Genomic DNA, 24,794 nt, shown 5'->3' with positions numbered 1-24,794 from the left:
GTCGGTGAAAAACACTTCGTTGAAGTCGACATCGTCGTGGTCGCACAACGACGCGAATGGACGGCGCACTACACCGGGAGTTTCCGTCGGAATCAGCAACACGCTGATTCCCTTGTGTTTCGGCGCATCCGGATCGGTGCGCACGAACGTCAGCAGCACATCAGCGTCATGGGCGCCTGACGTCCAGACCTTCTGCCCGTTGACCACGAAGTGGTCACCGTCCAGCACCGCACGCGTTTTCAGCGACGCCAGATCTGAGCCCGCACCGGGTTCGCTCATGCCCAGCGACGCGGTGATCTCGGCGCGCAGGATCGGCACCGCCCATCGCTGCTTTTGTTCGGGCGTTCCGAAGGACAGCAACGACGCCGCGATGATGCCGATGCCTTGCGGGTTGAAGCTTTGATAGATGCGCCGCCGCGACAACTCCTCGGCGTGCACGTATTGCTGCAACAACGTTGCGTTGCGACCACCGAACTCCGGCGGGTTGCCCGGCAGCAACCAGCCGTTGTCGAACAGCAGCCGTTGCCACTGTCGCGCCCACTCCGGGATGTGCGAACTTGACCGTGACCGTTCGAACGCGGAGCCTGTCTCGGTCAAGCGGGGCAGATGCGTATCGAGGAACGCCACAAACTCGGCACGGAACCTCTCGACGTCCGCGTCGAAAGTCAGCTGCACAGCACTCCCCGGATCTTCCTGGCATTCACCGATCGCAGGCGGACGAGGGTTTTCCCCGACGACGCGATCGGCTCTTTTCAATTACGCTTCCATACACACGTGTAAGAGAATAGTATTCTCGCCATGAGAAAGTTACAATCTCAGACACGTCATCCGTGAGGGGGTCGAGCGCAACGATGTCACGGCGTTCTCCGGTACAGTCCAACCATGTTCTCCCCTCGCGGCAATCACCCGAGCCGTCGGTGACCAGTCCAGGCGAGGAGCCGGCCTGGAAGCAGCGTGCGGTCGAGCGCTCCATCAAGACCGCCAAACTGCGTGCGGCGCAGCGCGTTCAGCGTTTCCTCGACGCGGCGCAGGCCATCATCATCGAGAAGGGCAGTACGGATTTCACCGTTCAGGAGGTCGTGGACCGGTCCCGCCAGTCGCTGCGTAGCTTCTACCTGCAGTTCGACGGCAAGCACGAGTTGCTGCTCGCGCTGTTCGAAGATGCCCTGAGTCGATCGGCCGACCAGATCCGGGCCGCCACGGAAACCCACTCCGACCCGATCGAGCGCCTGAAGGTGGCCGTCGAGCTGCTGTACGAAGCCTCCCGCCCCGACCCGACGGCCAAACGTCCGCTCTTCACCGACTTTGCGCCGCGGTTGCTGGTCACGCATCCCGCCGAGGTCAAGGTGGCCCACGCGCCGCTGGTGGCGTTGCTGACAGAGCTCATGGAAGCGGCCGGTGAGGCTGGCGAGTTGCGCGCAGAAGTCAATGCCAAGCGGATCGCCGCCATGACGATGCAGACCGTCATGTTCCTCGCGCAATACAGCGGCGGCACCGACGACGCTACCGTCCATCCCATCACCGCCGACGAGGTGTGGGACTTCTGCTCACGGGGATTCGCCCGTAGCTAGCTGATCGACTCACCTCGGTGAGCAGATATCGCACGCGATTTGCCTGACGAGAATCGGATTCTCTAATATTCAGAACAAGAAGTAGCTGAAACGGATTCGTCGTTGACACTTGCTGGTGGGTGATGTCAGAGTTCACATGCGACACGATTCGCGCTCTGTCGTGGAACGGGGCGACCGCGATTCCGGCGAGAGGCAATAATCCGTGACAGTCAGCGCGGCTAATGACGTCTACTTCGACCCGTACGACGTGGAGTTGAACGCCGACCCCTACCCGATGTTTCGGCGGCTGCGTGAAGAATCGCCGCTGTACTACAACGAGCAACACGATTTTTACGCGCTGAGCCGGTTCGCCGACGTCGACCGCGGGATCGTCGACTACCAGACCTTCAGCTCGGCCAGAGGCGCAATCCTCGAGATCATCAAGGCCAATATCGAAATCCCGCCCGGGACGGTCATTTTCGAGGATCCACCGATTCACGACATCCACCGCAAGTTGCTGTCGCGGATGTTCACCCCGCGCAAGATCAACGAGCTGGAGCCCAAGATCCGCGAATTCTGCGCTCGCAGTTTGGATCCGCTGATCGGTGCGGACCGGTTCGACTTCGTCGCCGACCTGGGCGCGCAAATGCCGATGCGGGTGATCGGCATGCTGCTGGGCGTTCCCGAGGAAGACCAAGAAGCCGCACGCGATTTCGCGAATGCGCAGATGCGTACCGAGGCCGGCAAGCCGATGGCGACCTCGATGGGCAACATCGCAAGTCCCGACTTCTTCGGCCGGTACATCGACTGGCGCACCGAGCATCCCTCCGACGACATCATGACCGAACTGCTCAACGCCGAGTTCGAGGACGAGACCGGAACTGTTCGCCAGCTCAGCCGCGATGAACTGCTCACCTATGTCAGCGTGGTGTCCGGCGCCGGTAACGAGACGACCACCCGGCTGATCGGCTGGACCGGCAAAGTACTGGCCGAGCACCCCGACCAGCGGCGAGCACTCGTCGAGGACCCGTCGTTGATTCCCGCGGCAGTCGAGGAGTTACTGCGCTTCGAGCCGCCGGCCCCGCACGTGGCGCGCTATGTCACCCGTGACGTCGAGTACTACGGCCGGCGAGTGCCCGAGGGCAGCGTCATGATGATGCTGATCGGGGCGGCCAACCGCGACCACCGCCAATTCCCGCCGGACGGAGACGTTTTCGACATCCGGCGCGAGGCGCATCAACATCTGACATTCAGTGTCGGCACCCACTATTGCCTCGGCTCGGCGCTGGCGCGCCTCGAGGGCCGGATCGCACTGGAGGAGATCTTGAAGCGCTTCCCCGATTGGGAAATCGACCTTGCCGAGTGCAGGCTTTCCCCGACGTCCACCGTGCGGGGTTGGGAGACCATGCCGGCCGTTCTGGGCTGAATCACTAAGGAATTGAGGTAATCATGGGTGGACGCGTTGAAGGCAAAGTCGCCTTTGTCACCGGGGCTGCGCTCGGTCAGGGTCGCAGCCATGCGGTGCGACTGGCGCAGGAGGGTGCCGACATCATCGCCATCGACGTCTGTAAACGAGTCGTGCAGACCAGCCCGATCCCGGCAGCGACACCCGAGGATCTGGCCGAGACCGCCGATCTCGTCAAGAGCCACAACCGGCAGATCTTCACCGCCGAAGTCGACGTACGTGACTACGACGGACTGAAGGCCGCGGTGGATGCGGGCGTCGAGCAGCTGGGCCGATTGGACATCATCGTCGCCAACGCCGGCATCGGCAATGGTGGCGACACACTGGATCAATGCAGTGAGCACGACTGGCAGGAAATGCTCGACGTGAACCTGTCCGGTGTTTGGAAAACGGTGAAAGCCGGTGTGCCCCATTTGATTGCAGGCGGTAGGGGCGGCTCGATCATCTTGACCAGTTCGGTCGGGGGCCTGAAGGCGTACCCGCATTGCGGAAACTATGTCGCGGCCAAACATGGCGTCGTGGGCGTCATGCGATCGTTCGCCGTCGAGTTGGGCCATCACATGATTCGAGTCAACTCAGTGCATCCCACGCACGTGAGCACCGGGATGATCATGAACGAAGGGACCTGGAAGTTGTTCCGGCCGGATCTGGAGAATCCGGGTCCCGACGACATGGCCCCGATTTGTCAGATGTTCCACACGCTACCGATTCCGTGGGTCGAGGCGCAGGACATCAGCAACGCGGTGCTTTTCTTCGCCTCCGACGAATCCCGGTACATCACCGGCGTCACCCTGCCTGTCGACGCGGGTAGTTGTCTTAAGTAGCATCCGGTCTGTGAATGGACTTGCCGGATTTGACGGACGCGGAGCGGTCATCACGGGCGGGGCGAGCGGCATCGGCTTGGCGGCAGCCACCGAGTTTGCCCGTCGCGGGGCCAAGGTTGTCCTCGCGGACATCGACAAGCCTCGGCTGGAGCTGGCCGTTACTCACCTGCGTCGGGACGGGTTCGACGCGCACGGCGTGATGTGCGACGTGCGGCACCTCGAGGAGGTCGCTGGACTCGCAGAGGAGTCTTATCGCCTGCTCGGCCAGGTGGACCTCGTCTTCAGCAACGCCGGGATCTGCGTGGCGGGTCCAATCGCGGAGATGACGCACGAAGACTGGCGATGGGTGATCGATATCGACCTGTGGGGCTCGATCCACGCGGTCGAGGCGTTCCTTCCCAGGTTGCTCGAGCAAGGCACCGGTGGCCACATCGCGTTCACGGCGTCCTTCGCCGGCCTGGTGCCCAATGCCGGACTCGGGACGTATGGCGTTGCCAAATACGGCGTCGTCGCTCTGGCCGAGACGCTGGCCCGTGAGGTCAAGCCCAACGGCATCGGGGTGTCGGTACTGTGCCCGATGGTCATTGAAACCAACCTGCTCGCCAACTCGGAGCGAATCCGCGGCGCGGACTACGGACTAGCGTCAACACCCGACGTAACCGGGTCGATCGGGACACTTCCCCAGCAGGACGACTCGCTGGGGGTCGACGACGTCGCTCGCCTGATCGCCGACGCGATACTGGCCAACCGGCTCTACATACTTCCGCATGAGGCCTCCAGGGCGTCGGTCCGCCGCAGGTTCGAGCGGATTGACCGCACGTTCGACGAACAGGCCGCCGAGGGCTGGCGCCACTAGAGCTTCGGCGAGCAGACGCAAAAGCCGCCGCACGCACGGCGTGTCGGGGCTTTTGCGTCTGCTCGCCAGTCACGCCGGCGAATGGCCGATGACGCCGGCAGCTTCCAGATCGGCGATCTCTGCTGCGGTCAAGCCCAGTCCGGCAAGTACCTCGTGGTTATGCTGCCCGAGCAGCGGCGCCGGCTGGGTGTGAAACTGACCGGGCCCGGCGGAGAACCTCGTCGCCACGGTGCTGAGCTTGGCCCGGCCATTGACCGGATGTTCGACCCCTTCGAAGAATCCGCGGAACGCCAACTGATCAAGCTCGGTTTGGCGATGGGGCTGCATGACTTTAGCAACCGGCACACCCGCGTCCCAGAGGGTCGCGACAATGTCGTCGCCGCTGCGGTGCGCGCACCATGCGGCCAGCCGCTGGTCGATCAGATCCTGATGCTCGCGCCGACCGGCCGCATCGGACAACGCGGGATCCGTTGCCCAGGAGGGTGTTCCGAGGGCGGCAGACAAGTGTGTCCACTGTTCGTCGGTTGCCACCGCAACGGCTACCCAGCTGTCGAGGCGGCCGAATTCGTCGATATCGGCAGTGCGGTAGAGGTTTTGCGGCGCCGCCGTCGGACCCCGGTTGCCCGAGCGTTCCAACAGAGCGCCGTACGCGGAGTATTCGATGACCTGCTCAGCGGAGATGCTCAGTGCGGCATCGACCATCGCGGCTTCGACGAGCACACCCTGGCCGGTGCGACGGCGGTGTTCCAGCGCCAGCAGTAGGGCGTTCAGCGCATGCACGCCCGCGTTGGGATCACCGATCGAATATGGCTCGTAGGGTGGGCGGTCGGGGTAGCCGGTCAACCAACTCAGGCCCGCCGCGGACTCGATGGCGTATGCGAACGCGGGATTGTCACGCCACGGACCATCGAGTCCGAAACCGGGCATCCGAACCATGACCACGTCGGGCCGAACCGCTTGAACTGCCGCGAAGTTCAGCCCAATCTGATCCAGCACGCGCGGGGTGAAGTTCTCCACCACCACATCGCATGTCGCGATAAGCCGGCGCATTAGCTCCTGCCCGCGCGAGTGCTGCAGGTCCAGAGTCAGTCCCTTCTTGTTGCTGTTCAATGCCGCGAAAATCGGTGACTTCTCCCACCACTGGTCTTCGCTGATCGGCACACCGGCGATCAATCGGGTGCCGTCAGGGCGGCGCGTGGATTCGACGTGGATAACCTCGGCGCCGAGCATCGCCAGAAAGTGGGTGCAACTCGGGCCCGCCCAGAAGGTAGTCATGTCCAGCACCCGGATACCGTTGAAAGGCAATCGGTTCGGCAGCTCAGCCGGTAACGGCCGCGGGATCAGATTGGCCGACCGGTAGCGCGCGGTGTGCTCGCCCAATCGCGGCGCCGGGCTCGGGCGGCGAAGCTGCGCGGGCCACATACGGTAAGGGTGGCCCGGCTGCTGAAATCCGTCGCGCGGATTGCGCACAAACGACCCACGCTCGACGAAGTGGTCCAGCGACGCGATGTTGGCGCCGTTGGCGACCGGCGCGTTGGGTATCCGGAACGCCGTTGCCAGTTCCCGGATCTCGTCGACCACATTGGTCTCGACCCAGGCATAGATTTCATCGGCGTGGATGTTGGCTTGCTCGGTGATCGTCAGTGGCGACTGCTCGTCGATCCACTCCGGATGCCCGACCATTGCGCACAGGTCGAACCACTGTTGTGCCGTTCCGCACCCGAGGTCGACCAGACCGTCTTTCGCCTGCGCCACGCCCGGCACCGTCAGTCGCCGGGCATCTCGCCACGGCCGGCCGAGCATCTCGAAGTAGGTGACGGGATAATACGTGAGGCACAGGATTTGGGTCTCGAGCATCGACAGATCGACGAGCTCGCCGGCGCAGCCCTTGCCCCGGAACCGCGACGCCAGCGTTGCCGCGCTCGCATAGGCGCCCGCCAAGTACTCCCCTACCTGTCCGCCGACGAAGACCGGCGCCCGGGTGGGCAACCCGCGGCCCAGCCCGATGATTCCGCCGGACCATGCCTGCAGGGTGAACTCGGTTGCCGCCCGGTTCCGCCAGGGACCCTGCAAACCGAAGGGGGTGATCGACGTAACGGTCAAGTGAGGGTGAGCGGCATGGATCGCCGCAGGTGTGAAGCAATGATGCTCGGCAACTTTCGAGCCCGCGGACCACACCACCGCATCGGCCGCCGCCAGCAGCTGGGTGACCAGTCCGATGTCGTCCGGGTCGTCGGTGTCGGCGGCGACGCTGTGCTTGGCGCCGGTGAGAAAGCTGAAGAGCGCTGCGTCAGTTCCGGGTTGGCGCACCGCACCAGACGAAGACCAACGCCGCAGCGGATCACCTTCTGGCGGCTCGATTTTGATGATGTCGGCACCACCGTCGGCGAGCAGCTTTGTGCAGTACGCACCGGCTATGCCGGTGGATAGGTCGACAATCGTATAGCCGGCCAGCGGCATAGCCAGAGTTTCGGGCTGAGGCTCCCCCACTCACGCCTGCCAGGACGGGCTCGAGGTCAGCACTTCGGCGCCGTCGGCGGTGATCAGGACCGCTTCCCGCCCGAATACGGCGCCCACTCCCGGCTCCCACACGTAGCCCGTCACGGCAAGCACCATTCCGGGCTCCAAGCTTTCTTCGGCTGCCGTCGCCGGCAAGCACGAGGATACGACCGGCGGGTCGAAGCCCATGCCCAGACCCCTGGCTACCGGCATCGGCGGCGGCGGCTCTCCCGCCGCCTCGTAAGCGGCAAGCAGCTCTGCAGCGCCCGCTCCCGGATGACATGCTGCTATCAGCTTGGACCACAACGTATCCCAGCGCTTGTACAACGATGATGCGCCTTCGGTCCTGCCCGCCGGCCAGGTCCGTCCGACCTCGCCGATGTAGCCACCCGACAACACCCCGGCGGAAAAGGCCACCAGGTCACCCGCCTGGACACGACCGTCCGATGCGGCCCGTCGCCACGGGTGATCACGCGAAGTCACCCACGCGACGTCCTGATTCGACGGAGTGCTCACCCCGCCGGCGGCGAGCGCTTCCAGTAGCACGGCGGCCAAAGTCTGTTCGCTTACTCCGGGTCGTAGCTCGGCCACCGCGGCGGCCAGGCCCGACTCGGCCACCGCGATCGCCTCGCGCAGCGCCCCCACTTCCTCGTCGGTCTTGATGCGTCGGGCGGCCCGCATGGCCAGCTCGCCGTCCACCAGCTCGGCATTCGGAAACGCCGTCGGCAGCAGCCGCGCGAAAACCGGTGACAGCGCGTCGGTTCCGACGCGGCGAGCGCTGGCGGCGCCGTCGATGCGCTGCAGTGCCGCGATCGTGTTAGCCGGATTCCACGAGATGCCGTAGAGGTTCTCGTGCGGGATATCGTCGGGAACGCCCTCGTCCCAGGTGCTGAGCAGATGAACCGCACCGGTGGCACCCACCAGCACGCAGGTCGGTCCGAACGGCCGAGTCCCGGCGACCCAAAGCTGCGGCGCGCCGGCGACATAACGGACATTGGCCTGCCGGCCGAGGACCAGGACATCGAGATCGTGTGCGGCCATTTGGGCCAGCGCCCGTTGTCGGCGGCCCGCACGTAGCGCCCGATCGTCGGGCAAGACTTCAGTTGCCATAAGGGTCATAGGGGTAGTCAGTTAATCGCGTCCAGCCTGCTTCGGTGATCACCAGCACCTCTTCGCTTCGGTACCCGCCGGTGCCGTCCTCCCACACCACCGGCTCGAGGACCAGCACCATGTTCGGCTGCAGCACAAAGTTCTCGTCGAACTCGTCGCCCAGATCTGTTCCGATCATCGGCATTTCGGCGGCGTTCACGCCGATGCCGTGGCCAAGGTAGAAATGCGGCAGCCAGGGACGGGTACCGCCGTTGGCCGCGATGGCGGCCCGGCCCAGATCGGCGGCGGTGGCTCCGGCCCGGGCGACGTCGAGAACGGCGGCCATGATTTCCGACCACCGTTGGAACTGCGCCTGCTGACGCGGTGTCGGATCACGCCCGACGATCCAGGTGCGCCCGAAGTCCGAGCAATATCCGCCGTAGGTGATGCTGACGTCGGTCCACAGCACATCGCCTTCGGCCAACTCACGCTCGGTGGTCAGCAGCGGCAGCGCCAGATCCCCGTGCGTTGTCCACACCCCTTCGGCCTTGCTCTGCGGCATGACCTGCCAAATGGGTTCGAGCATGCTGGCCGTGGCGCCCAGCTCGAAGGCCCGCCGCAGAAAGCTTGCCGAGAGCTCGATTTGGCGGATGCCGGGAGCCAGGGCCTTATGAACGTCGACCATCGCCTCGTCGGTAATGCGGATGGCCGTTCGCATGCAGGACAATTCGTCCAGAGTTTTGACCACCTTCGCGGCGCTGACTATCGCGGCGGCGTCAACGGGATCGCCGTTGCGGAACAACAGCTTTGCAGCGCGTGACATGGCACCGGTGCACTCGTCGACGGCGATCACCGCCCCGGGCGCAATCAGGTCAGCCAGCAATCGAGCAAAATTCGCTACACCTTCGTCGAATTCGAGGTAGACGGGTCCATGGAGGTGATCGGCGGGAAGCTCTGACTCGTGCGCGGCGCCCTCGCGGAACGGCAGGAACAGGTGCGGCCACTCGTCACCGCCGAGCACCACCGCCACTGGGCGCTCGACGTGCGAGAGGCCGGCATCGCCCAGCGGCCAGCTGGTCCCGGTGGCGTAGACCACGGCGTTGTTTCCCAGCAGGATCATGGCGTCGACCCCGCGTTCGGCCATCGCCGACCGCAGCCGTGCCCCGGTTTCCCGTCGCATCCTGGCCAGGTCCGGGACCTCGGGTATCACCAAGCTGCTACCGGTGGCGCGGCTCGCTTGCGCGAATGTCGTCACAAGCCTAGGAATTCGGTGATGTTGCCGCTGACGATGCGGGTCGCGTTGTCCGGCCCGACGGCGTCAACGACGGCCGCTAGCGACTTCTCTGAGTAGCCGTAGGTGCTTTCGTTGTGCGGATAGTCCGACGACCACATCACCTTGTCCACGCCGATCTTGTCGATCAACTCCAGTCCCAGCGGGTCCACCATGAACGAGGCGCTCATGTGGTTGTCCCAGTAGTACCGCACGTCGTGCAACAGCGGCCGGTTGAACATGTGCCGGTACGACGCCACCAGGTGCTCGGCATCCTGCAGGGCCCACGGCACCCAGGAGATACCGCCCTCGAACCAACCGATCCGAAGGCCGGGGTGCTGGTCGAGGATGCCCCCGAAGATGTACTTGGAGAACGTTTCCCGGAATCCGTCGATGTTGATCATCATCCCGACGACGACGCTGTTGAACTCGCATGGGCTCTTCGGCGGGGTTTCGCCGATGTGGTGCGCCATCGGCAGGCCGGAGGCTTCGATCTCGTCCCAGACTGGGCTCATGGACGTGCTCGCATAGTCGATCGGGTTGCCGTCGTCGTCCTTACCGGGATTCAGCGGCATCAGGAATGTCTTGAGCCCGAGTGATTTCAGCTCCTCTAGCGTCCGCCGAGTGCCTTGCGGATCCCACCAGTTGATCAGCCCGGCGCCGTAGAAGTGGCCATTAGAACGTTCCTGTAGCTCCGCAATGTATTCGTTGTAGATACGGAACGCGAGTTCGCGGAGTTTCTTGTCCGGGTAATGGAAAAGCGCCAGAATGGCATTGGGAAAAGCCAGTTCTTTGTCGACGCCGTCCTCATGCAACTCCTGGATGCGGGCTTCGATGTTGGTGCTCGCGGCTCCGGGGAGGTCGTCGTACTGCATGAGGACCGCACTGAAATCTCCCGGCAGGAACGACTGTCCCTTACGCCCTACTTGGTAGGCGCCATCCTCGTACCAGATCCGCGGCGCCTTGTCCTTGAGGTCGTCCGGAAAGCGTTCGTAGAAGATGTCGGCAGCCAGCGAGATGTGGTTGTCGGCGGAGAACACCACGGTCCCTGCCGGCAGGCCCACATCTCGGCCGCTGGCGTGGCCACGGCGATCCTTCGGTGCGCCAAAGCCTTCCGGAGGGTAGAGCGAAACGGTGCTGGTCTGAGTCGACATTGTTGACCTTCCAATCGGGCTGTCGTTTTCGAGCGTAGGGCTACCAGGTCTTCACCAGTTGACGGGCAGTTCGTAGACGCCGTAGGCGAGCCGGTCATGTTTGAACGGGATGTCGGCGACCGGAATGGCCAGCGACAGCGTGGGGATGCGGCGGAACAGCGTGTGGAAGACAATCTGCAACTCCGCGCGGGCGAGCTGCTGGCCGACACATTGATGGCGACCGTAGCCGAATGCGACATTGCGGTCGGCACCCGAGCGGTGCAGATACAGTCGATCCGGCTCCGAGAACGCATCCGGATCCCAGTTGGCCGGGGCCAGGTCGATGATGATGCCCTCGCCGGCCCGGATGACCTCCCCGGCGATGTGGATGTCTTCGACGGCGACTCGGCGCTGACCGTTCTGGATGATGCTCAGGTAGCGAAGTAACTCCTCGACTGCGCTGGCGATGATCTTGGGATCTTCGGCGTCGCGCATGACGGCCAACTGATCGGGATGCTCTAGCAGCGCGAGCACGCCCAGTCCGATCATGTTCGCGGTGGTCTCGTGTCCGGCGATCAACAATCCGGTGCCCAGCTGGGCGGCCTCTTTCACGCTGAGTTCACCGGCCTTGACCCGTTCGGCCAGATCGGAGACTGCGTCTTCGGCCGGATTTTCCACCTTGGCTTCGACGAGCTGACACAGGTATTTGTGCAGGCTTATCGCGCCTTTGGCGGTGTCCTCGCCAGTCGCGTAGCGGGCCAGCCCGACGGTGGCGTGGTGCTGGAACATTTCGGCGTCCTCATAGGGCACGCCGAGCAGCTGACTGATCACCAGGGAGGGAACCGGCAGCGCCAAGGCGGTGATGACGTCGGCCGGTTTGGGCCCGGCCAGCATGGCGTCGATGTGTTCGTCGGTGATCTGCTGGATGGTCGGCCGTAACCCCTCCACCCGTTTGAAGGTGAACGGCTTGGACAACATCCGCCGGAACCGGGTGTGCTCTTCGCCGTCGGAGGTGAATACGGACCGGGGACGTTTGTGCACGGTCGCCAACATGCCCGCGTTCCAGTGCGGAAAGCCGGGCACGCGGTCGTCGACGCTGACGCGTGAGTCGGAAAACAGTTCCCGGCATTGTTCGTAGCCGGTGATGAGCCACGGTGTGCTGCCATCCCAGATCCGGACTTGCGACAGCGGCTTTTCAGAGGCGAGCGCCATGACGTCCGGCGGCGGGGCGAAGGGGCAGCCCGCCGCTCTGGCCATCGGATACTCGGGGATTTCGGGGGCAGCGCCAGAAGTTTCAGCAGCCCCGGCCAGTGTTTCGGACATTATTCTCATTCCTCGATATGAATCGCTAGCGCGGGACAGGCCGCTGCCGCGCGGCGTGCACCCTCGGCCTGGTCAGCCGAGGGATTTGCGTTGAGTAGCACGACAACGCCGTCCTCGTCTCGCTGGTCGAACACCTCGGGCGCATTCATTACGCAGTTGCCCGAAGAGGCACAGATATCTTGGTCGACAGTCACTTTCATCGCAGCGCCTTCACTCATGCGGCGTCACGGGCGCCATCCACAAGCCCACGATCGCGTCGATAAGTCCGGATGCCGCTGCCCGCCAGGATGATTGGTGCAGGGACGAACCCGCCGCGAGCGCCCGTTCGCGATCCGCGCAGGTGTGCATGAGCAGGTTGCGGGCCATGATGTTGCGTTCGAAACGCACCTCGGCCGGCAGGTCGGGCAGACAGCGGTTGATGCCGTCGACGACTTGAACCAGCGACGGCGAACTGAGGGCGCCCTTGACGATGATGTTGTAGTAGGCGGGATCGGTCATCGCCTGTGCTGCGAAACGGGCGTACCACGTGGGTAACCCGTCATTGCCCAGTGCCTCGAGGTGCTCGGTGAGTGGGCGCACCAGGCAGGCCACCCAGTCCCGCATTTCGGCGCTTTCCTGGTCTAGCTCCGACACCAATTGCTCACGCAGTTGCTCGACGGGCCCGCGATGTTTCTGCTCGATGGCGCGCACCAGGTCGGCTTTGGTGCCGAAGTGGTAGCCCACCGCGGCGTTGTTGCCCTGACCGGCGGCCTCGCTGACCTGCCTGTTGGACACCGCGAACATGCCGTGCTCGGCGTAGAGCCGCTCGGCGGCGGCAAGGATCGCTTCCTGCGTGGAGGTGGCGCGTTCGGTGCGCACGGTCCTGGCAGACGCGGTCATGCCGTCCAGTCAACCGCGCCTCGGGCGTTTAAGTCAAGCGATTGATTTAAATTGGCGCCTGCGTGGTCCACCGCGCTCATTGCCCGCGCATGGGCCGCCATTCGCCCCGACCGCCTGACACCCATGTCTTTGAATTTGGCAAGAGTTTCCGGCTCAGCACTGTCTTCGCGCTGGCGGGAAGCGGACAATTGCCGCGGCGGCGAATGGTCTGACTGATCCGAGAGCCGACCGCGGTGACTCCCTAGACCGGCCACGGCCGTCGCGGCCGAAATATTGGTTGCACAAAGGGAGTCGGGAAATGTCAGCGCAAGAACAGAACATCGAAGTCATCAAGAAGGGTTACGACGCATTCTCCAGTGGTGACCTGGAAACGATGATGAGCCTGTTCGACGACAACATCGAGTGGGCCCAACCGGGCGACAGCGCGATCAGCGGTACGTATCACGGTAAGGGCGAACTCGGCGACTATTTCAGGCGGCTGGGCGAGAAGCCGATGACAGTCAAGCCGATTCGTTTCCTCGCCGACGGCGACACGGTCGTCGTGCTCAGCGATGTCACTGTGGGCGGCGAAGCAGGCCATGGCGCTGAAGTGTTCACGCTCCGCGACGGCAAGACCATACGGGCTCAGCTATACGAGGACACCGCGTTGATGGAACGCGTGTACGGCAAAAAGCAGGTTGCGGCAGGATAGTCAGCTGTGCCGGCCCGTCCGACGAGACGTGACACTCGTCGGACTAGGGGGACACCGTCATCCGCTTGGGTGGCGAGCCACCCTGCGGGCCAACACAATTGATACCCGCGACGTTGAGTTGGCCGCGCCACTCAAGCTGCTCGAGCTGCTCGAAGCGGCGATCTGTCAAAGCCGATCCATCTCGCGTGCCATGCAGGAGTTCTCCAGGAATCCATACCGCTTCGGGCAGTACTGACGCGACTTCCGACTATCCGCCGTCGAGGTGAGCCCCATCCGGCGGAGACGTGCGATGACAACAGCAGTCACCTCGGACCACCAATGGATTGTCTTCGGCCGCACCGGCATCGCTGCCGCGGTGCTGAAGAGAACCTGTTTCTCGCTGATGAGCACCGGCACGGCGGACGCGGCTGCGGGTACTGGCACGGTGCTGCGCAGACGTTCTGCGGTTGAGGCAGGAGCTGTGACATTTGTGCCCTTGCCAAGGATCGTGTTCATATCGACGTTTCCTTCCCATTCCGGTCCGACCATTCGACTGTGCGGCGTGAACCGGAAAAAACCATCAGCCTCAACAACGAGATCTGCACGGCGTGGGTCTGAGACTTCCGCGGTGAGCCGCGGGCGCTTGTTACGCGCATCCGCTGATGTTTTACCTCCGCCAGGACCGCATGCTGGCTAGCATGAGCGACACGGATTCGCCGCTGGTGGACTGGAGTGAGCTGGACGTGAGCGAGCTGCCGACCGGAACGGTGACGTTGCTTTTGGCCGACGTCGAGGGTTCGACGCAGCTGTGGCAATCCCAGCCCGAACAGATGACGGCCGCAGTGGGTCTGCTGGATCGCACGCTAGGCGATGTCGTCGCCACCCACGGCGGGGTGCGACCGGTCGAGCAGGGCGAGGGCGACAGCTTTGTGGTCGCGTTCACTCGCACCAGCGACGCGGTGGCATGTGCTCTTGCGTTGCAGCGCGCACCACTGGCCCCTATCCGGCTGCGCATCGGGGTGCACACCGGGGAAGTGCAGCTGCGCGATGAAGGCAACTACATCGGACCGACCATAAACCGCACGGCGCGTTTGCGTGATCTGGCTCATGGCGGGCAAACCGTGCTATCCGCCGCGGCGGAGGACATGGTTGTCGATCGGCTCCCCGACGGGGCCTGGCTGGTCGATCTGGGGAATCACGGGTTGCGCGGTCTGCCGCGCCGCGAGCGGGTGGTGCAGCTGTGCCACCACGACCTACACAACGATTTCCCGCCGCTACGCACGTCTGAAACCGTTGTCGCCCATAACCTTCCGGTGCAACTCACGAGTTTCATTGGCCGCCAGGCGGAAATGAGCCGCCTGCGCGAGGCGCTGGCCGGCAACCGGCTCGTAACCCTTACCGGCGCCGGCGGGATCGGCAAAACACGTCTGGCGGCGCACGTTGCCACGGAGTTGGCGGGCGAGTTCAGCGACGGCGTGTGTTATGTGGACCTGGCGCCGATCACCGATCCCGACGTCGCACCTGTCGCGGTGGCCCGCACATTGGGCCTGCCCGACCAGCCCGGTCGCTCGACGATCGACACGGTGCTACGGTTTGTCCGCGACCGTCAGATGCTGATGGTGCTGGACAACTGCGAACATCTGCTCGACGCGAGCGCCGAGCTCATCGTCGCACTCCTCGGATCGGCGCCGCGGCTGACATTGCTCGCGACGAGTCGTGAGCCCGTCGGTGTGACAGGTGAAGCGACGTGGCGGGTGCCATCGCTGTCCCTAGCCGACGAAGCCGTCAAACTGTTCGCCGACCGCGCCCGGCTGGCCCAAGCCGACTTCGCCGTTACCAATGACAATGCGGCCGCGGTGAATGAGATCTGCCGCCGACTCGACGGGATGCCGCTTGCCATCGAGCTTGCCGCCGCGCGGGTCCGCGCGTTGTCGCTGACCGAGATCCTGGACGGTTTGCATGACCGGTTCCGACTTTTGACCGGCGGCGCGCGCACCGCGGTGCGCCGCCAGCAGACGTTGCGCGCCTCGGTGGATTGGTCGCATGCGCTTTTGAGCGAGCCGGAACGGGTCTTGTTCCGGCGGCTCGCGGTTTTCCTGGGTGGGTTCGATCTCGATGCCGCCCGGGCGGTGTCAGGCGGCGACGAGGTTGAGCGCTATCAGATCCTCGATCAGCTCACTTTGCTGGTCGACAAATCGCTGGTGGTGGCGGACGACACCCGGGGCCGGACGCGGTACCGGCTGCTTGAGACCGTGCGCCAGTACGCGCTGGAAAAGCTCGGCGAGTCCGGCGAGGCCGCTGCTGTGCGGTCCCGTCACCGCGACTACTACACGGCGATGGCCGTCGTGCTCGATGCGCCGGCGGGCAGCGACTACGAGCAGCGTGTCGAGCAGGCGGAGGTCGAGATTGCCAACTTGCGCGCTTCCTTCGCGTGGAGTCGCGACAACTCCGACGTCGAGCTGGCGTTGGCGCTGGCGTCGGCGCTGCGGCCGCTGTGGCTCGCACGCGGCCGCCTGAGGGAAGGGCGCGCCTGGTTCGATGCCGCCCTCACCGATAACGCGTACGCGGTGGCGCCGGGGGTGCGCGCGCGAGCACTCACCGACAAGGCAATGCTCGGTCCTTGGGTCGGCGCCGCGGCCAGCAGAGATCAGGCCGAAGAAGCGCTTGCGATCGCGCGCGATGTCAACGATCCGGCGCTGCTGGCCCGGGCCCTGACCACCTGCGGCTTTATCGCCGGCTACTACGACCCGAAGGCGGCTTGGGAGTACTTCGCCGAGGCGATCGGCCTGGCCCGGAAGTTGGACGATCGGTGGAGGCTCAGCCAGATCCTCGGTTGGCAGGCCATCGCGGCAGCTACGGCGGGTGACCTGATCGCCGTGCGGGCGGCAGCCGAGGAGGGACGCGATGTCGCCGATGCGATCGGTGACCGGTTCGACTCACACCAGTGCCGGTGGTGCCTTGCAGCGGCGCAGCTGTGGCAGGGCGATCTGGCCGGGGCCGCCGCACAATTCGGCGAGCTGGTCGCCGAGGCCGCATCAACTCAAGATGTGATCTTGCGGGCTGACAGCCTTGCCTGCCGGGGCATTGCACTCGCGTACCACGGTGACACGGATGGGGCCGGGCCGAGGCCGAGGCGGCCATCCAGGCGGCGTCCGAGGTCGGCGCGATTGCCGCCGGCATCGCCTATGCGGCGTTGGGCACCGCGGCCCTGGCAGCCGGCGACGGTGCGGCAGCCGCCGAGGCGACCGAGTCGGCCTCTCAGCAGATCAGCATCCTGCCCACGTTCGGGGCGGTGCATCGCGCGCTCAATGCACAGGCCGCGCTGGCTAGTGGGGACTTGGTCGCTGCCAGCCGCGCGGCCGACGACGCCGTCACGATGGCGACCGGCTGGTGGCTGATGCTGGCACTGCCCACGCGCGCCCGCGTGGCGACCGCACTGGGTAAGCCAGAGCAGGCCGAACGCGACGCCCACGATGCGCTAGGCATAGCCGCCAGCATGCAGGCCTATTTCGGCGTTTCCGACATCCTGGAGTGCCTTGCCGGTCTGGCCGGCGACGTCGGCAGCTACCCCGAAGCCGTCCGGCTGTTGGGCGCAGCAGAGGCCTTCCAGCAGCGTACGGGCGTGGTGCGGTTCAAGATATGGGACGACGCCTACGCAGACTTGATATCAAAGTTGCGAGATGCCATGGGGCAGGCCGCCTTTGAAGTGGCATGGGCCGAGGGCGCAGCTCTGTCGACCGATGAAGCGATCGCATACGCACAGCGCGGCCGCGGCGCGCGCAAGAGGCCTGCCACCGGCTGGGCATCGCTGACGCCAGCTGAACTCGACGTGGTCCGTCTGGTCGGCGATGGACTGGGCAATAGTGACATCGCCACAAGGCTTTTCGTCTCACCGCGCACCGTGCAGACCCATCTGACCCACGTCTACGCCAAGCTCGGTCTCAGCTCACGGGTGCAACTCGCCCAGGAAGCGACCCGCCACAGCTGAGTCCTGCCGAGCAGACCCCTAACGCGACGGCGATTGGAAGCGGACGGTCATTGGCCCCAGGATGCGCTGATAGCCCACCGGCAAGACGCGGGCGAGCAGGCTGAAGGCTCTCGCGTCCGGGCCCACCAGCACGCGGGCCTTCTTCTGACGGACGCCCTTCAAGATGATCCGGGCCGCCCGCTCGGCGCTGGTGATGGCGACCTTGTCGAACACCTTCACTCCGGCATCTTTGTCAAGGCCCTCAACACATTCGGCGTTGCGTGCGATCGCCGTCTTGACATATCCGGGGTGTACCACCGTCACCGCTACGGGGCGCTTCGCCGCGATCATCTCCTGGCGCAGCGCCTCGGTGAAACCGCGGACGGCGAACTTCGCCGAGTTATATGCGGCCTGACCCGGTACGCCGAATAAACCGAACATGCTCGACATGTTGATGACGTGGCCATCACCGGAGGCGATCAGATGCGGCAGGAACGCCTTGGTTCCGTTGACCACACCCCAGTAGTCGACGTCCATCACGCGCTCGATGTCCTTGAACGCGCTGACTTCGATGTCGCCGAGGAACGCGATGCCGGCAATGTTGTAGATCTGGTTGACCTTCCCGAAGTGCGCATTGACGGTATCGGCACAGGCGAGGAATGCCTCACGCTCGGTGACGTCGAGTCGGTCTGCCCGTACTTCCGCGCCGACATTACGGATGAGCTCCTCGGTCTGAGCGAGCCCGTCGGCGTCGAAGTCGCTGATCGCCAACCGCGCGCCCGATCGGGCCAGTTCCACCGCCAGCGCCCTGCCGATACCCGAACCCGCACCCGTGACCGCGGCGACTTTCCCGCTAAATCCGTCCACGGCTGATCTCCTTCGACCGAATGATTATCGCCGAACGCGAGCACATTGCGAAAATCGCGGGCGAAAAAATCGCCGCCAGTTCACGTTCGGCGCGACCGAATCACCTTGCCGGCGACAGTCCCCCCGTCCACCGGCAGCACGGTGCCGGTGACATAACGCGACCGATCGGTGGCGAAATACAGTGCTGCCTCGGCGATGTCGTCGGGGGTGCCCTCGCGTTTCAGTGGTCGGTCGTCGCGCATGGTCTGGCGAATCCCCGCCTCAAAGCGCTCTAGTTCCGCAGGATCCATGCCCGCTGCCGACGATGCCAAAATCGGAGTGGGTATACTCCCCGGCGCGATGGCGTTGACCCGAATTTCGTGATATGCCAACTCGATTGCCGCCGCCTTGGTGAACTGGATGACCGCGGCTTTGGACGCGCGGTAGGTCATCACGCCGCCGCCGGCCTGGATTCCTCCGATCGACGTCATGTTGACGATGGATCCACCGCCGTGGGTGGTCATGTGCCGAGCCGCGTCTCGGGTACCGGCCATTACCCCCAGGACATTGACGGCCATGACGCGGTGGAAATCCGCGAAATCGTCATCGAGCAGACGACGCAGGGGACCCGAGATGCCGGCGTTGTTGACCATGACATGCAGCTCGCCGAACTTCTCGACGGCCGCAGCCACCAGCGCACCCACCTGTTCCGGGTCGGATACGTCGGTCCGGACGAAGAGCGCGTCGCTGCCCAGCGCGTCGGCCAGGGCCTGCCCACGCTCGGTTTCGACGTCGGCGATCGCGACCCGCGCACCTTCGGCTACGAACCGCTCCACAATGCCTCGGCCGATGCCCGAGGCGCCGCCGGTGACGATGGCGACTTTGCCGGCAAGTTCGTTGACCACACGACGAGTTAATCGGCGCCGGCCCGGTTAAGTCAAGCAGTTGATTTAAGACGTCCGGGGCGGCCTTGGGTATGGCCAGTGCTGGGTGACATGCTGAATCGACAGTTCATCGCGGACCCGGAAAGGCTTGATCATGAAGTTTGTAGTCATCGGCGGCACTGGGCTCATCGGCTCGCAGGTCATCGCCCAGCTCGGCGAACTGGGCCACGAGGCCCTGTCGGCCTCTCCCCGCTCGGGTGTCGACGCGCTGACGGGCGAAGGTGTGGCCGAAGCCCTTGCCGGGGCGCAGACTGTGGTCGACGTGTCCAACTCGCCGTCGTGGGCCGACGACGACGTGCTGCACTTCTTCACCACCTCGACCCGCAACCTGCTTGAGGCCGAGCGGTCCGCCGGTGTGCAACACCACGTGGCGCTGTCGATCGTCGGTGCCGACCGGGCAGGTGACAGTGGCTACATGCGGGCAAAGGTCGCCCAGGAAAAGCTGATTGTGGAATCGGGAGCTCCGTATTCGATTGTCCGGGCGACGCAGTTCTTCGAATTCGTTGACGGCATTGCCGATTCGCTGGCCGACGGCGACACGGTTCGCGCACCGCACGGGGCGTTCCAGCCCATTGCCGCCGCAGATGTCGCGACAGCAGTCACCCGTGCGGCGACCGGCGAACCGGTCAACGGGGTGATCAACATCGCCGGCCCGGAAAAGCTCGGCATGGACGACTTCATCCGGAACCGATTCGCCGCGACGGGCGACGCCCGCCAGGTGGTAACCACCCCTACGGCCCACTACTACGGTGCGGTGCTCGACGAGCGCACCATCGTTCCCTTGGAAGGCCCAGACGGCGAAGACCCCACCATCTACCCGACCCGCTTCAGCGACTGGATGGCCTCCCAAACGCCAAACGGCGCGCATTAGAGCCTGGCGAGCAGACGCAAAAGCCCCCATTTCATGCCGAAATCGGGGGCTTTTGCGTCTGCTCGGCACCAATTAGGCGATGGATCTCAGCCCGCCGAACGCGATCTCTCCCCAGCCGCGCGGAACCGACAAACGACCAACCGACACACCCCCACCGAAGGCCGCCGACACCGCCATCTCGGGCCAGGCCTGGGCTTTCACCGGGGTCGCCGGCGTCGCGGCCGATGAGGTCATGCTTGCCGGTGAGCTGATCGCCGCCGCGAAGGCGTTGACCGGCGACGGGAAGGGTCTCAGCCGCAGCATGGTGTTCATCGTTGCGGTGGCCGACGCGGATCGCGCCGGCTGACCGAGACTTCGCAGTGCCCGGGGCGTCGCGGCCATCGTCTGAGCCAATACGTCCGGTATGCCGGCATCGGCGCCCAGCCCGACCGCTGGCGGCGCGAACGGAGTCAAGGTCGCCGCGACTGCCGATGCGCCCGCATACCGGTACATCGCCGAGGCGTCCTGGGCCCACATTTCGGCGTAGTCGGCCTCGAGGGCCGTGATCGCCGGCGTGTCCAGACCGACGACATTTCCCGCGATCATCGATGCCAACTGGGCACGGTTGGCTTCGATCACTTTCGGCGGAACTGTTGCGGCGAAGGCGTTTTCGAATGCGCTCGCCGCGGTCCTGGCCTGGGCCGCGATCGCCTCAGCCCGCCCAGCGGAATTCGTCAGCCAGCGGATGAACGGAGTCACGGCGGCAACCATCGCATCGGCTGCATCACCTCGCCAGTCATCGTCGGTCAATGCCATCACGATCGCGTTGAAAGCCGCTGCGTTGCTGTACAAGTCGTCGGCTAGTTTGTCCCACGCGGTCGCGGCGGCCCACATCGACTCTGATCCGGAGCCCGAATACATTCGGGCTGAATTGATCTCAGGTGGCAATGCTCCGAAGTCCATTCCGTCTTACCTCCGAATGGCCGCCTGGCTACCGGGTTCACTCAGTGGTCGATTCCGCTGCCCGAAATCAATCGCGTTGCTGCCCTTCATAACCGCTTGCCACTCAGAGTCGGCCAATCGCAGCAAGGTTTGACATGAATCGTTAGCGGAGGTACTGCCAATCGTGATCATCTGCTCCAACGCGTGACGGGTCGCGTGTCGGGTCGTCCACCTCCGTTCGCCTGACGTTAGGACAATATTCGCGCAGGCAACATGGTCTATGACGAAACTCAAATGGCATTCAAAGAAACACCGCCTGCCCTGTGCGAGCAGTCGCAAAAGCCCCTGTTTCGGCACGAAATCAGGGGCTTTTGCGTCTGCTCTCGCTACTTCCTCAAGGACAGCGGTCCTGACGTACGGCTTCTTGCGCGAGTTGCACGCGGGAGGTGAAGCCCAGCTTGGCGTACATGTGAGTGAGGTGTGCTTGGACAGTGCGTGGCGAGACAAACAGTCGTTCCGCGATGTCCTTGTTCGCCAGGCCCTCGCTGACCAGCCGGGCCACATCGAGTTCGGTCGGGGTCAACGACGCCCAGCCGCTGGCGGGCCGCTTGCGTTCGCCGCGCCCGCGCAACGCATAACCGATAGTGTCGTCGGTCGATAGTGCAGCACCATCGGCCCACGCCGCCTGAAAGTCGACCTCCCCGAGTTCGTTACGGCAGGCCGCGACCGCCGTCTCGTAGCTGTCTTGGTACACGGGAAAACGGAATTCGAAGCTGCGGTTGCGCACGACGTCGGCCGCCCCGAAAAGCCGGGCCGCTTCGCGGTGATTGCCGCTGTCGACCGCCAGCCTCGCGAGCAGCTCCAAGATTGCCGGTATACCGAGACGACTCTGATTCTCGACGGCGATCGACAGGGCCTGGTGGGCGTCGCGCCGGGCTTGGTCATTGTCGCCGCGGTCCGCTGCGATGTATGCGCGAATGCTCAGCGCTAACATCCGGTGCCAACCGGCGAGTGTGACAACGGCCTCGTCGGCCAGTTCTTGCGCTCTGGCGAGGTCGCCGTCGACGTGAGCGCAGAGGGCAACTGAGCTGATCGCCACCGAGCCGCGGTGGACCGCCGGATTTTCCCAAACCGTCCTACCAAGCTCACGGGCAGAGACCACATCACCGGCGTCCACGGCAGCCAAGGCCATGACGGTCGTGGCCGCACGTTCCAGCACGACGTCGAGTTCTGCTCCCGCGGTCATCGCCGCGCGGCCGATATTTCGGGCTGCGGCGACATCACCCCGATACGCTAGAGCGCAGCCCTGGCTGATTAAGCACAACATCATGCCAAGGACGTCGCTGTCGGATTCGCAGTCGGTGAAAACCCCCCGGAAGGTGTCGATGGCGCCGTCCAGATCTGCGCACATCATCTGGGCCATGCCGATGCTCCAGCGACACAAATGCGCATTAAGCCAGTCGTCAAGGGCATCGGCGACGTCGGCTCCCTCACTGCCGAGGGTGCTGGCGGCGACCGGATCGCCGGCCATGGCAGCGAGATACGCTTGCCGGCCCAGGATCTGACTGAGCCGCCAGTCATCGCCCGCCAAGCGGGCTAGATCCATTGCTTCAGCGAAATAGGTTGCGGCCGTGTCGAAATCTAGCCCCTCGATGCATCCGGACGCGGTCAGGGTTCGAGCCAGCAGTGCAGGGTCGCCGAGTTCGCGTGCGAATTTCACGGCGCGATTGACCTGTTCCCGACCGTCGATTGCGGCGGTAATGGAATCCAAGACCGCCTTGTCGGCCACCGCCCGGGCATGTATCGCCGGGTCAACAGCGTTCGGATCGAATCCGGCGTTGCCGAGGACCGACTCGAACCAGTTCAGCCCCTCTCGCAACCGTCCACGCCCTTGCCACAGCGGCTGCAGCGACGATGCCAGCTGTAATGCGGATGCGGTGTCACCGTGATCGCAGCAGTAGGCAAACGCGGCGCGCACGTTATCGATATCGGCTTCGATGCGGGCGGCGCAGCGCCGAAAGTCGTTGCGGGTAGGGATATCCAACTCGGCTGTCAGCGCGGTGTAGTAATCGCGGTGCCGGGCGAGCACCGTCTGCGCCTCACCGGACTCGACCAACTTTTCCAGCCCGTATTCCCGGATCGTCTCCAGCATGCGGTATCGCGTGCGGTCGGCGATGTCGTCGGCCTGGACCAGTGACTTGTCCACCAGCAGGGTCAGCTGGTCGAGCACCTGATAGCGCTGCACACCCACGCCGCCGCACACCGCCACCGCGGAGTCAAGGTCGAAACCCCCGGCGAACACGGCCAGCCGGCGAAACAACACGCTCTCGGCGTCGGTGAGCATCGAATGCGACCAGTCCACCGAAGCCCGCAGCGTCTGTTGGCGCCGCACGGCAGTGTGAGCGCCGCCGGTGAGCAGCTGGAACCGGTCGTGGAGACTGTCGCGGATGTCGGCTGCCGTCAGTGCCCGCATCCGCGCGGCGGCCAGTTCGATGGCCAAGGGCATGCCGTCAAGGCGGCGGCAGATCTCGGTCACGGCCGCAACGTTGCTGTCGGTGACGGTGAAATCGGGCCGGACGTGGCGGGCGCGGACGTTGAACAATTCGACGGCCTCATCCGCGAGCGCCAGCGAGGGTACCTGCCAATTCACCTCGGCGGCGATGTGCAACGGTTCGCGACTGGTCGCCAACAGCCGCACGGCGGGACAGCGGCTCAACAATGCAACGGCAAGTGCCGAGGCCGCTTCCAGGAGGTGCTCACAGTTGTCGAGCACGATCAGCGCCTGACGGTCGGCGATGCGCGTGGTGAGGGTGTCGACGATCGAGCGGCCCGGCTGATTGGGCAGTCCCAGGGCCTGGGCGACGGCCGCCTCGACGAGACCTGGATCGGTGATAGGCGCGAGGTCGACGTAATGGACTGGTCCGCCAATGTCGTCGGCGAGGTTTTCCGCCAGCTGGATGGCCAGACGTGTCTTGCCAACCCCGCCCGCACCGGTCAGCGTCACCAGCCGATGCTCCCCGAGCAACCGCCTGAGCTCCGCGATCTCGGAACTGCGTCCCACAAAGCTGGTCAATGGCACCGGAACAAATTGTGTAGCAACACTATTCGTGTCTCGAAGCGGCGGGAATTCGATGCGCAGGTCAGGATGACACAGCTGAAGGATGCGTTCGGGGCGCGCCAGGTCACGCAACTGATGGCTCCCCAAATCGGACAGCCACGCTCCGTGCGGCAGAAGATCGACCACAAGTTGCTCGGTCGCGGCCGTCAGCACGGTTTGGCCGCCGTGGGCCAGGTCCCGCACCCGGGCTGCCCGATTGATGGTAGGGCCGACGTAGTTCGTCGCGTGACGCAGCTGAATCTCCCCGGTATGCATGCCGATCCGCAGGCGAAGCGGCGCGAGCGGCGCGCGCTGCAACGCCAGGGCGCAGGCGGCGGCGTCGCTGGCCCGCTCGAACGCGATCACGAAACTGTCGCCCTCGCCTTGTTCGACCGGACGCACCCCGCCATGAGCATTCACCAGCCGCGACAACGCCGCGTCCAGGCGTGCCACCGCTTCCGTCATCTCGGCCGGGCAACTTTGCCACAGGCCGGTGGACCCTTCGACGTCTGCCAGCAGCAACGTCACCGTTCCGGTCGGCAGTTCAGTCACGCCCAGCTCGCTCCAGTTCATCGGCGGCGTGTCCGCGC

The 24,794-nt window shown here is 64.7% G+C and carries 18 protein-coding genes and 2 pseudogenes; 7 read left to right on the top strand and 13 right to left on the bottom strand.

Annotation, left to right across the window (positions count from 1 at the left end; genetic code table 11):
- Positions 1–12 precede the first annotated feature (12 nt).
- Positions 13–675: pseudogene (locus tag AC5Y21_RS11160) on the bottom strand (acyl-CoA dehydrogenase family protein); the annotation flags it as partial.
- Between the two features lie 242 nt (positions 676–917).
- Here AC5Y21_RS11160 and AC5Y21_RS11155 point away from each other — a divergent pair.
- From AC5Y21_RS11155 to AC5Y21_RS11140, 4 genes are all read left to right on the top strand, one after another.
- On the top strand, positions 918–1,571 hold the full coding sequence (locus AC5Y21_RS11155) for a TetR/AcrR family transcriptional regulator (RefSeq protein ID WP_499912216.1): 654 nt from the start codon (positions 918–920) through the stop codon (positions 1,569–1,571).
- A gap of 202 nt (positions 1,572–1,773) precedes the next feature.
- The gene (locus AC5Y21_RS11150; protein ID WP_499912214.1) at positions 1,774–2,976 is read left to right on the top strand and encodes a cytochrome P450; all 1,203 of its coding nucleotides are present in this window, start codon (positions 1,774–1,776) and stop codon (positions 2,974–2,976) included.
- 23 nt (positions 2,977–2,999) lie between these two features.
- Positions 3,000–3,839: a mycofactocin-coupled SDR family oxidoreductase gene (locus AC5Y21_RS11145; protein ID WP_499912212.1), complete on the top strand. Its 840-nt coding sequence runs from the start codon at positions 3,000–3,002 to the stop codon at positions 3,837–3,839.
- Positions 3,840–3,849: 10 nt separating this feature from the next.
- Positions 3,850–4,695 carry an SDR family NAD(P)-dependent oxidoreductase gene (locus tag AC5Y21_RS11140; RefSeq protein WP_499912209.1) on the top strand — a complete coding sequence of 282 codons (846 nt, stop codon included), beginning with the start codon at positions 3,850–3,852 and terminating at the stop codon, positions 4,693–4,695.
- Positions 4,696–4,764: 69 nt separating this feature from the next.
- Here AC5Y21_RS11140 and AC5Y21_RS11135 read toward each other — a convergent pair whose 3' ends face one another.
- From AC5Y21_RS11135 to AC5Y21_RS11105, 7 genes are all read right to left on the bottom strand, one after another.
- Positions 4,765–7,155 carry a CaiB/BaiF CoA-transferase family protein gene (locus AC5Y21_RS11135; RefSeq protein WP_499912207.1) on the bottom strand — a complete coding sequence of 797 codons (2,391 nt, stop codon included), beginning with the start codon at positions 7,153–7,155 and terminating at the stop codon, positions 4,765–4,767.
- A 30-nt stretch (positions 7,156–7,185) separates the two neighbouring features.
- Positions 7,186–8,304, bottom strand: a complete 1,119-nt coding sequence (locus AC5Y21_RS11130; RefSeq protein WP_499912205.1) for a M24 family metallopeptidase — start codon at positions 8,302–8,304, stop codon at positions 7,186–7,188.
- The gene (locus tag AC5Y21_RS11125; protein WP_499912382.1) at positions 8,294–9,463 is read right to left on the bottom strand and encodes a M24 family metallopeptidase; all 1,170 of its coding nucleotides are present in this window, start codon (positions 9,461–9,463) and stop codon (positions 8,294–8,296) included. Before AC5Y21_RS11125 ends, AC5Y21_RS11130 begins: the two co-directional genes overlap by 11 nt.
- Positions 9,464–9,534: 71 nt before the next feature.
- Positions 9,535–10,596: an amidohydrolase family protein gene (locus AC5Y21_RS11120; protein ID WP_499912381.1), complete on the bottom strand. Its 1,062-nt coding sequence runs from the start codon at positions 10,594–10,596 to the stop codon at positions 9,535–9,537.
- A gap of 162 nt (positions 10,597–10,758) precedes the next feature.
- Positions 10,759–12,009: a cytochrome P450 gene (locus AC5Y21_RS11115; protein ID WP_499912203.1), complete on the bottom strand. Its 1,251-nt coding sequence runs from the start codon at positions 12,007–12,009 to the stop codon at positions 10,759–10,761.
- Positions 12,010–12,014: 5 nt separating this feature from the next.
- On the bottom strand, positions 12,015–12,209 hold the full coding sequence (locus tag AC5Y21_RS11110) for a ferredoxin (RefSeq protein WP_499912201.1): 195 nt from the start codon (positions 12,207–12,209) through the stop codon (positions 12,015–12,017).
- A gap of 10 nt (positions 12,210–12,219) precedes the next feature.
- Positions 12,220–12,888, bottom strand: a complete 669-nt coding sequence (locus AC5Y21_RS11105; protein WP_499912199.1) for a TetR/AcrR family transcriptional regulator — start codon at positions 12,886–12,888, stop codon at positions 12,220–12,222.
- Positions 12,889–13,186: 298 nt separating this feature from the next.
- On the opposite strand from AC5Y21_RS11105, the gene AC5Y21_RS11100 reads away from it, so the two are divergent.
- Complete coding sequence (locus AC5Y21_RS11100; protein WP_499912197.1) at positions 13,187–13,579, top strand: nuclear transport factor 2 family protein; 393 nt, start codon at positions 13,187–13,189, stop codon at positions 13,577–13,579.
- Between the two features lie 165 nt (positions 13,580–13,744).
- Here the strand turns inward: AC5Y21_RS11100 and AC5Y21_RS11095 are convergent, their stop codons facing one another.
- On the bottom strand, positions 13,745–14,107 hold the full coding sequence (locus AC5Y21_RS11095; RefSeq protein WP_499912196.1) for a hypothetical protein: 363 nt from the start codon (positions 14,105–14,107) through the stop codon (positions 13,745–13,747).
- A 149-nt stretch (positions 14,108–14,256) separates the two neighbouring features.
- On the opposite strand from AC5Y21_RS11095, the pseudogene AC5Y21_RS11090 reads away from it, so the two are divergent.
- Positions 14,257–17,546: pseudogene (locus AC5Y21_RS11090) on the top strand (helix-turn-helix transcriptional regulator).
- A gap of 18 nt (positions 17,547–17,564) precedes the next feature.
- On the opposite strand, the gene AC5Y21_RS11085 reads toward AC5Y21_RS11090, so the two are convergent.
- The gene (locus AC5Y21_RS11085) at positions 17,565–18,392 is read right to left on the bottom strand and encodes an SDR family NAD(P)-dependent oxidoreductase (RefSeq protein WP_499912194.1); all 828 of its coding nucleotides are present in this window, start codon (positions 18,390–18,392) and stop codon (positions 17,565–17,567) included.
- A gap of 80 nt (positions 18,393–18,472) precedes the next feature.
- Entirely contained in the window at positions 18,473–19,276 is an 804-nt protein-coding gene (locus AC5Y21_RS11080) for an SDR family NAD(P)-dependent oxidoreductase (RefSeq protein ID WP_499912193.1), read from the bottom strand.
- A gap of 133 nt (positions 19,277–19,409) precedes the next feature.
- Here AC5Y21_RS11080 and AC5Y21_RS11075 point away from each other — a divergent pair, with 133 nt between their 5' ends.
- The gene (locus AC5Y21_RS11075; RefSeq protein WP_499912191.1) at positions 19,410–20,186 is read left to right on the top strand and encodes an SDR family oxidoreductase; all 777 of its coding nucleotides are present in this window, start codon (positions 19,410–19,412) and stop codon (positions 20,184–20,186) included.
- Between the two features lie 72 nt (positions 20,187–20,258).
- Here AC5Y21_RS11075 and AC5Y21_RS11070 read toward each other — a convergent pair whose 3' ends face one another.
- Both AC5Y21_RS11070 and AC5Y21_RS11065 read right to left on the bottom strand, forming a co-directional pair.
- Positions 20,259–21,128 carry a PPE family protein gene (locus tag AC5Y21_RS11070; RefSeq protein WP_499912190.1) on the bottom strand — a complete coding sequence of 290 codons (870 nt, stop codon included), beginning with the start codon at positions 21,126–21,128 and terminating at the stop codon, positions 20,259–20,261.
- A gap of 373 nt (positions 21,129–21,501) precedes the next feature.
- Complete coding sequence (locus AC5Y21_RS11065; protein WP_499912379.1) at positions 21,502–24,777, bottom strand: helix-turn-helix transcriptional regulator; 3,276 nt, start codon at positions 24,775–24,777, stop codon at positions 21,502–21,504.
- Between the last annotated feature and the right edge of the window lie 17 nt (positions 24,778–24,794).

It is taken from the genome of Mycobacterium sp. NGS41 (assembly GCF_059812725.1).
This window is presented reverse-complemented; position numbering and strand designations above follow the sequence as displayed.

Excerpts from the sequence above, each read along its gene's own strand:
- AC5Y21_RS11145 (WP_499912212.1), top strand. The coding sequence starts at position 3,000 with ATGGGTGGACGCGTTGAAGGCAAAGTCGCCTTTGTCACCGGGGCTGCG.
- AC5Y21_RS11065 (WP_499912379.1), bottom strand. The coding sequence starts at position 24,777 with ATGAACTGGAGCGAGCTGGGCGTGACTGAACTGCCGACCGGAACGGTG.
- AC5Y21_RS11095 (WP_499912196.1), bottom strand. The coding sequence starts at position 14,107 with ATGGTCGGACCGGAATGGGAAGGAAACGTCGATATGAACACGATCCTT.
- AC5Y21_RS11135 (WP_499912207.1), bottom strand. The coding sequence starts at position 7,155 with ATGCCGCTGGCCGGCTATACGATTGTCGACCTATCCACCGGCATAGCC.
- AC5Y21_RS11100 (WP_499912197.1), top strand. The coding sequence starts at position 13,187 with ATGTCAGCGCAAGAACAGAACATCGAAGTCATCAAGAAGGGTTACGAC.
- AC5Y21_RS11110 (WP_499912201.1), bottom strand. The coding sequence starts at position 12,209 with ATGAAAGTGACTGTCGACCAAGATATCTGTGCCTCTTCGGGCAACTGC.
- AC5Y21_RS11125 (WP_499912382.1), bottom strand. The coding sequence starts at position 9,463 with ATGCGACGGGAAACCGGGGCACGGCTGCGGTCGGCGATGGCCGAACGC.
- AC5Y21_RS11075 (WP_499912191.1), top strand. The coding sequence starts at position 19,410 with ATGAAGTTTGTAGTCATCGGCGGCACTGGGCTCATCGGCTCGCAGGTC.
- AC5Y21_RS11115 (WP_499912203.1), bottom strand. The coding sequence starts at position 12,009 with ATGTCCGAAACACTGGCCGGGGCTGCTGAAACTTCTGGCGCTGCCCCC.
- AC5Y21_RS11070 (WP_499912190.1), bottom strand. The coding sequence starts at position 21,128 with ATGGACTTCGGAGCATTGCCACCTGAGATCAATTCAGCCCGAATGTAT.
- AC5Y21_RS11105 (WP_499912199.1), bottom strand. The coding sequence starts at position 12,888 with ATGACCGCGTCTGCCAGGACCGTGCGCACCGAACGCGCCACCTCCACG.
- AC5Y21_RS11130 (WP_499912205.1), bottom strand. The coding sequence starts at position 8,304 with ATGGCAACTGAAGTCTTGCCCGACGATCGGGCGCTACGTGCGGGCCGC.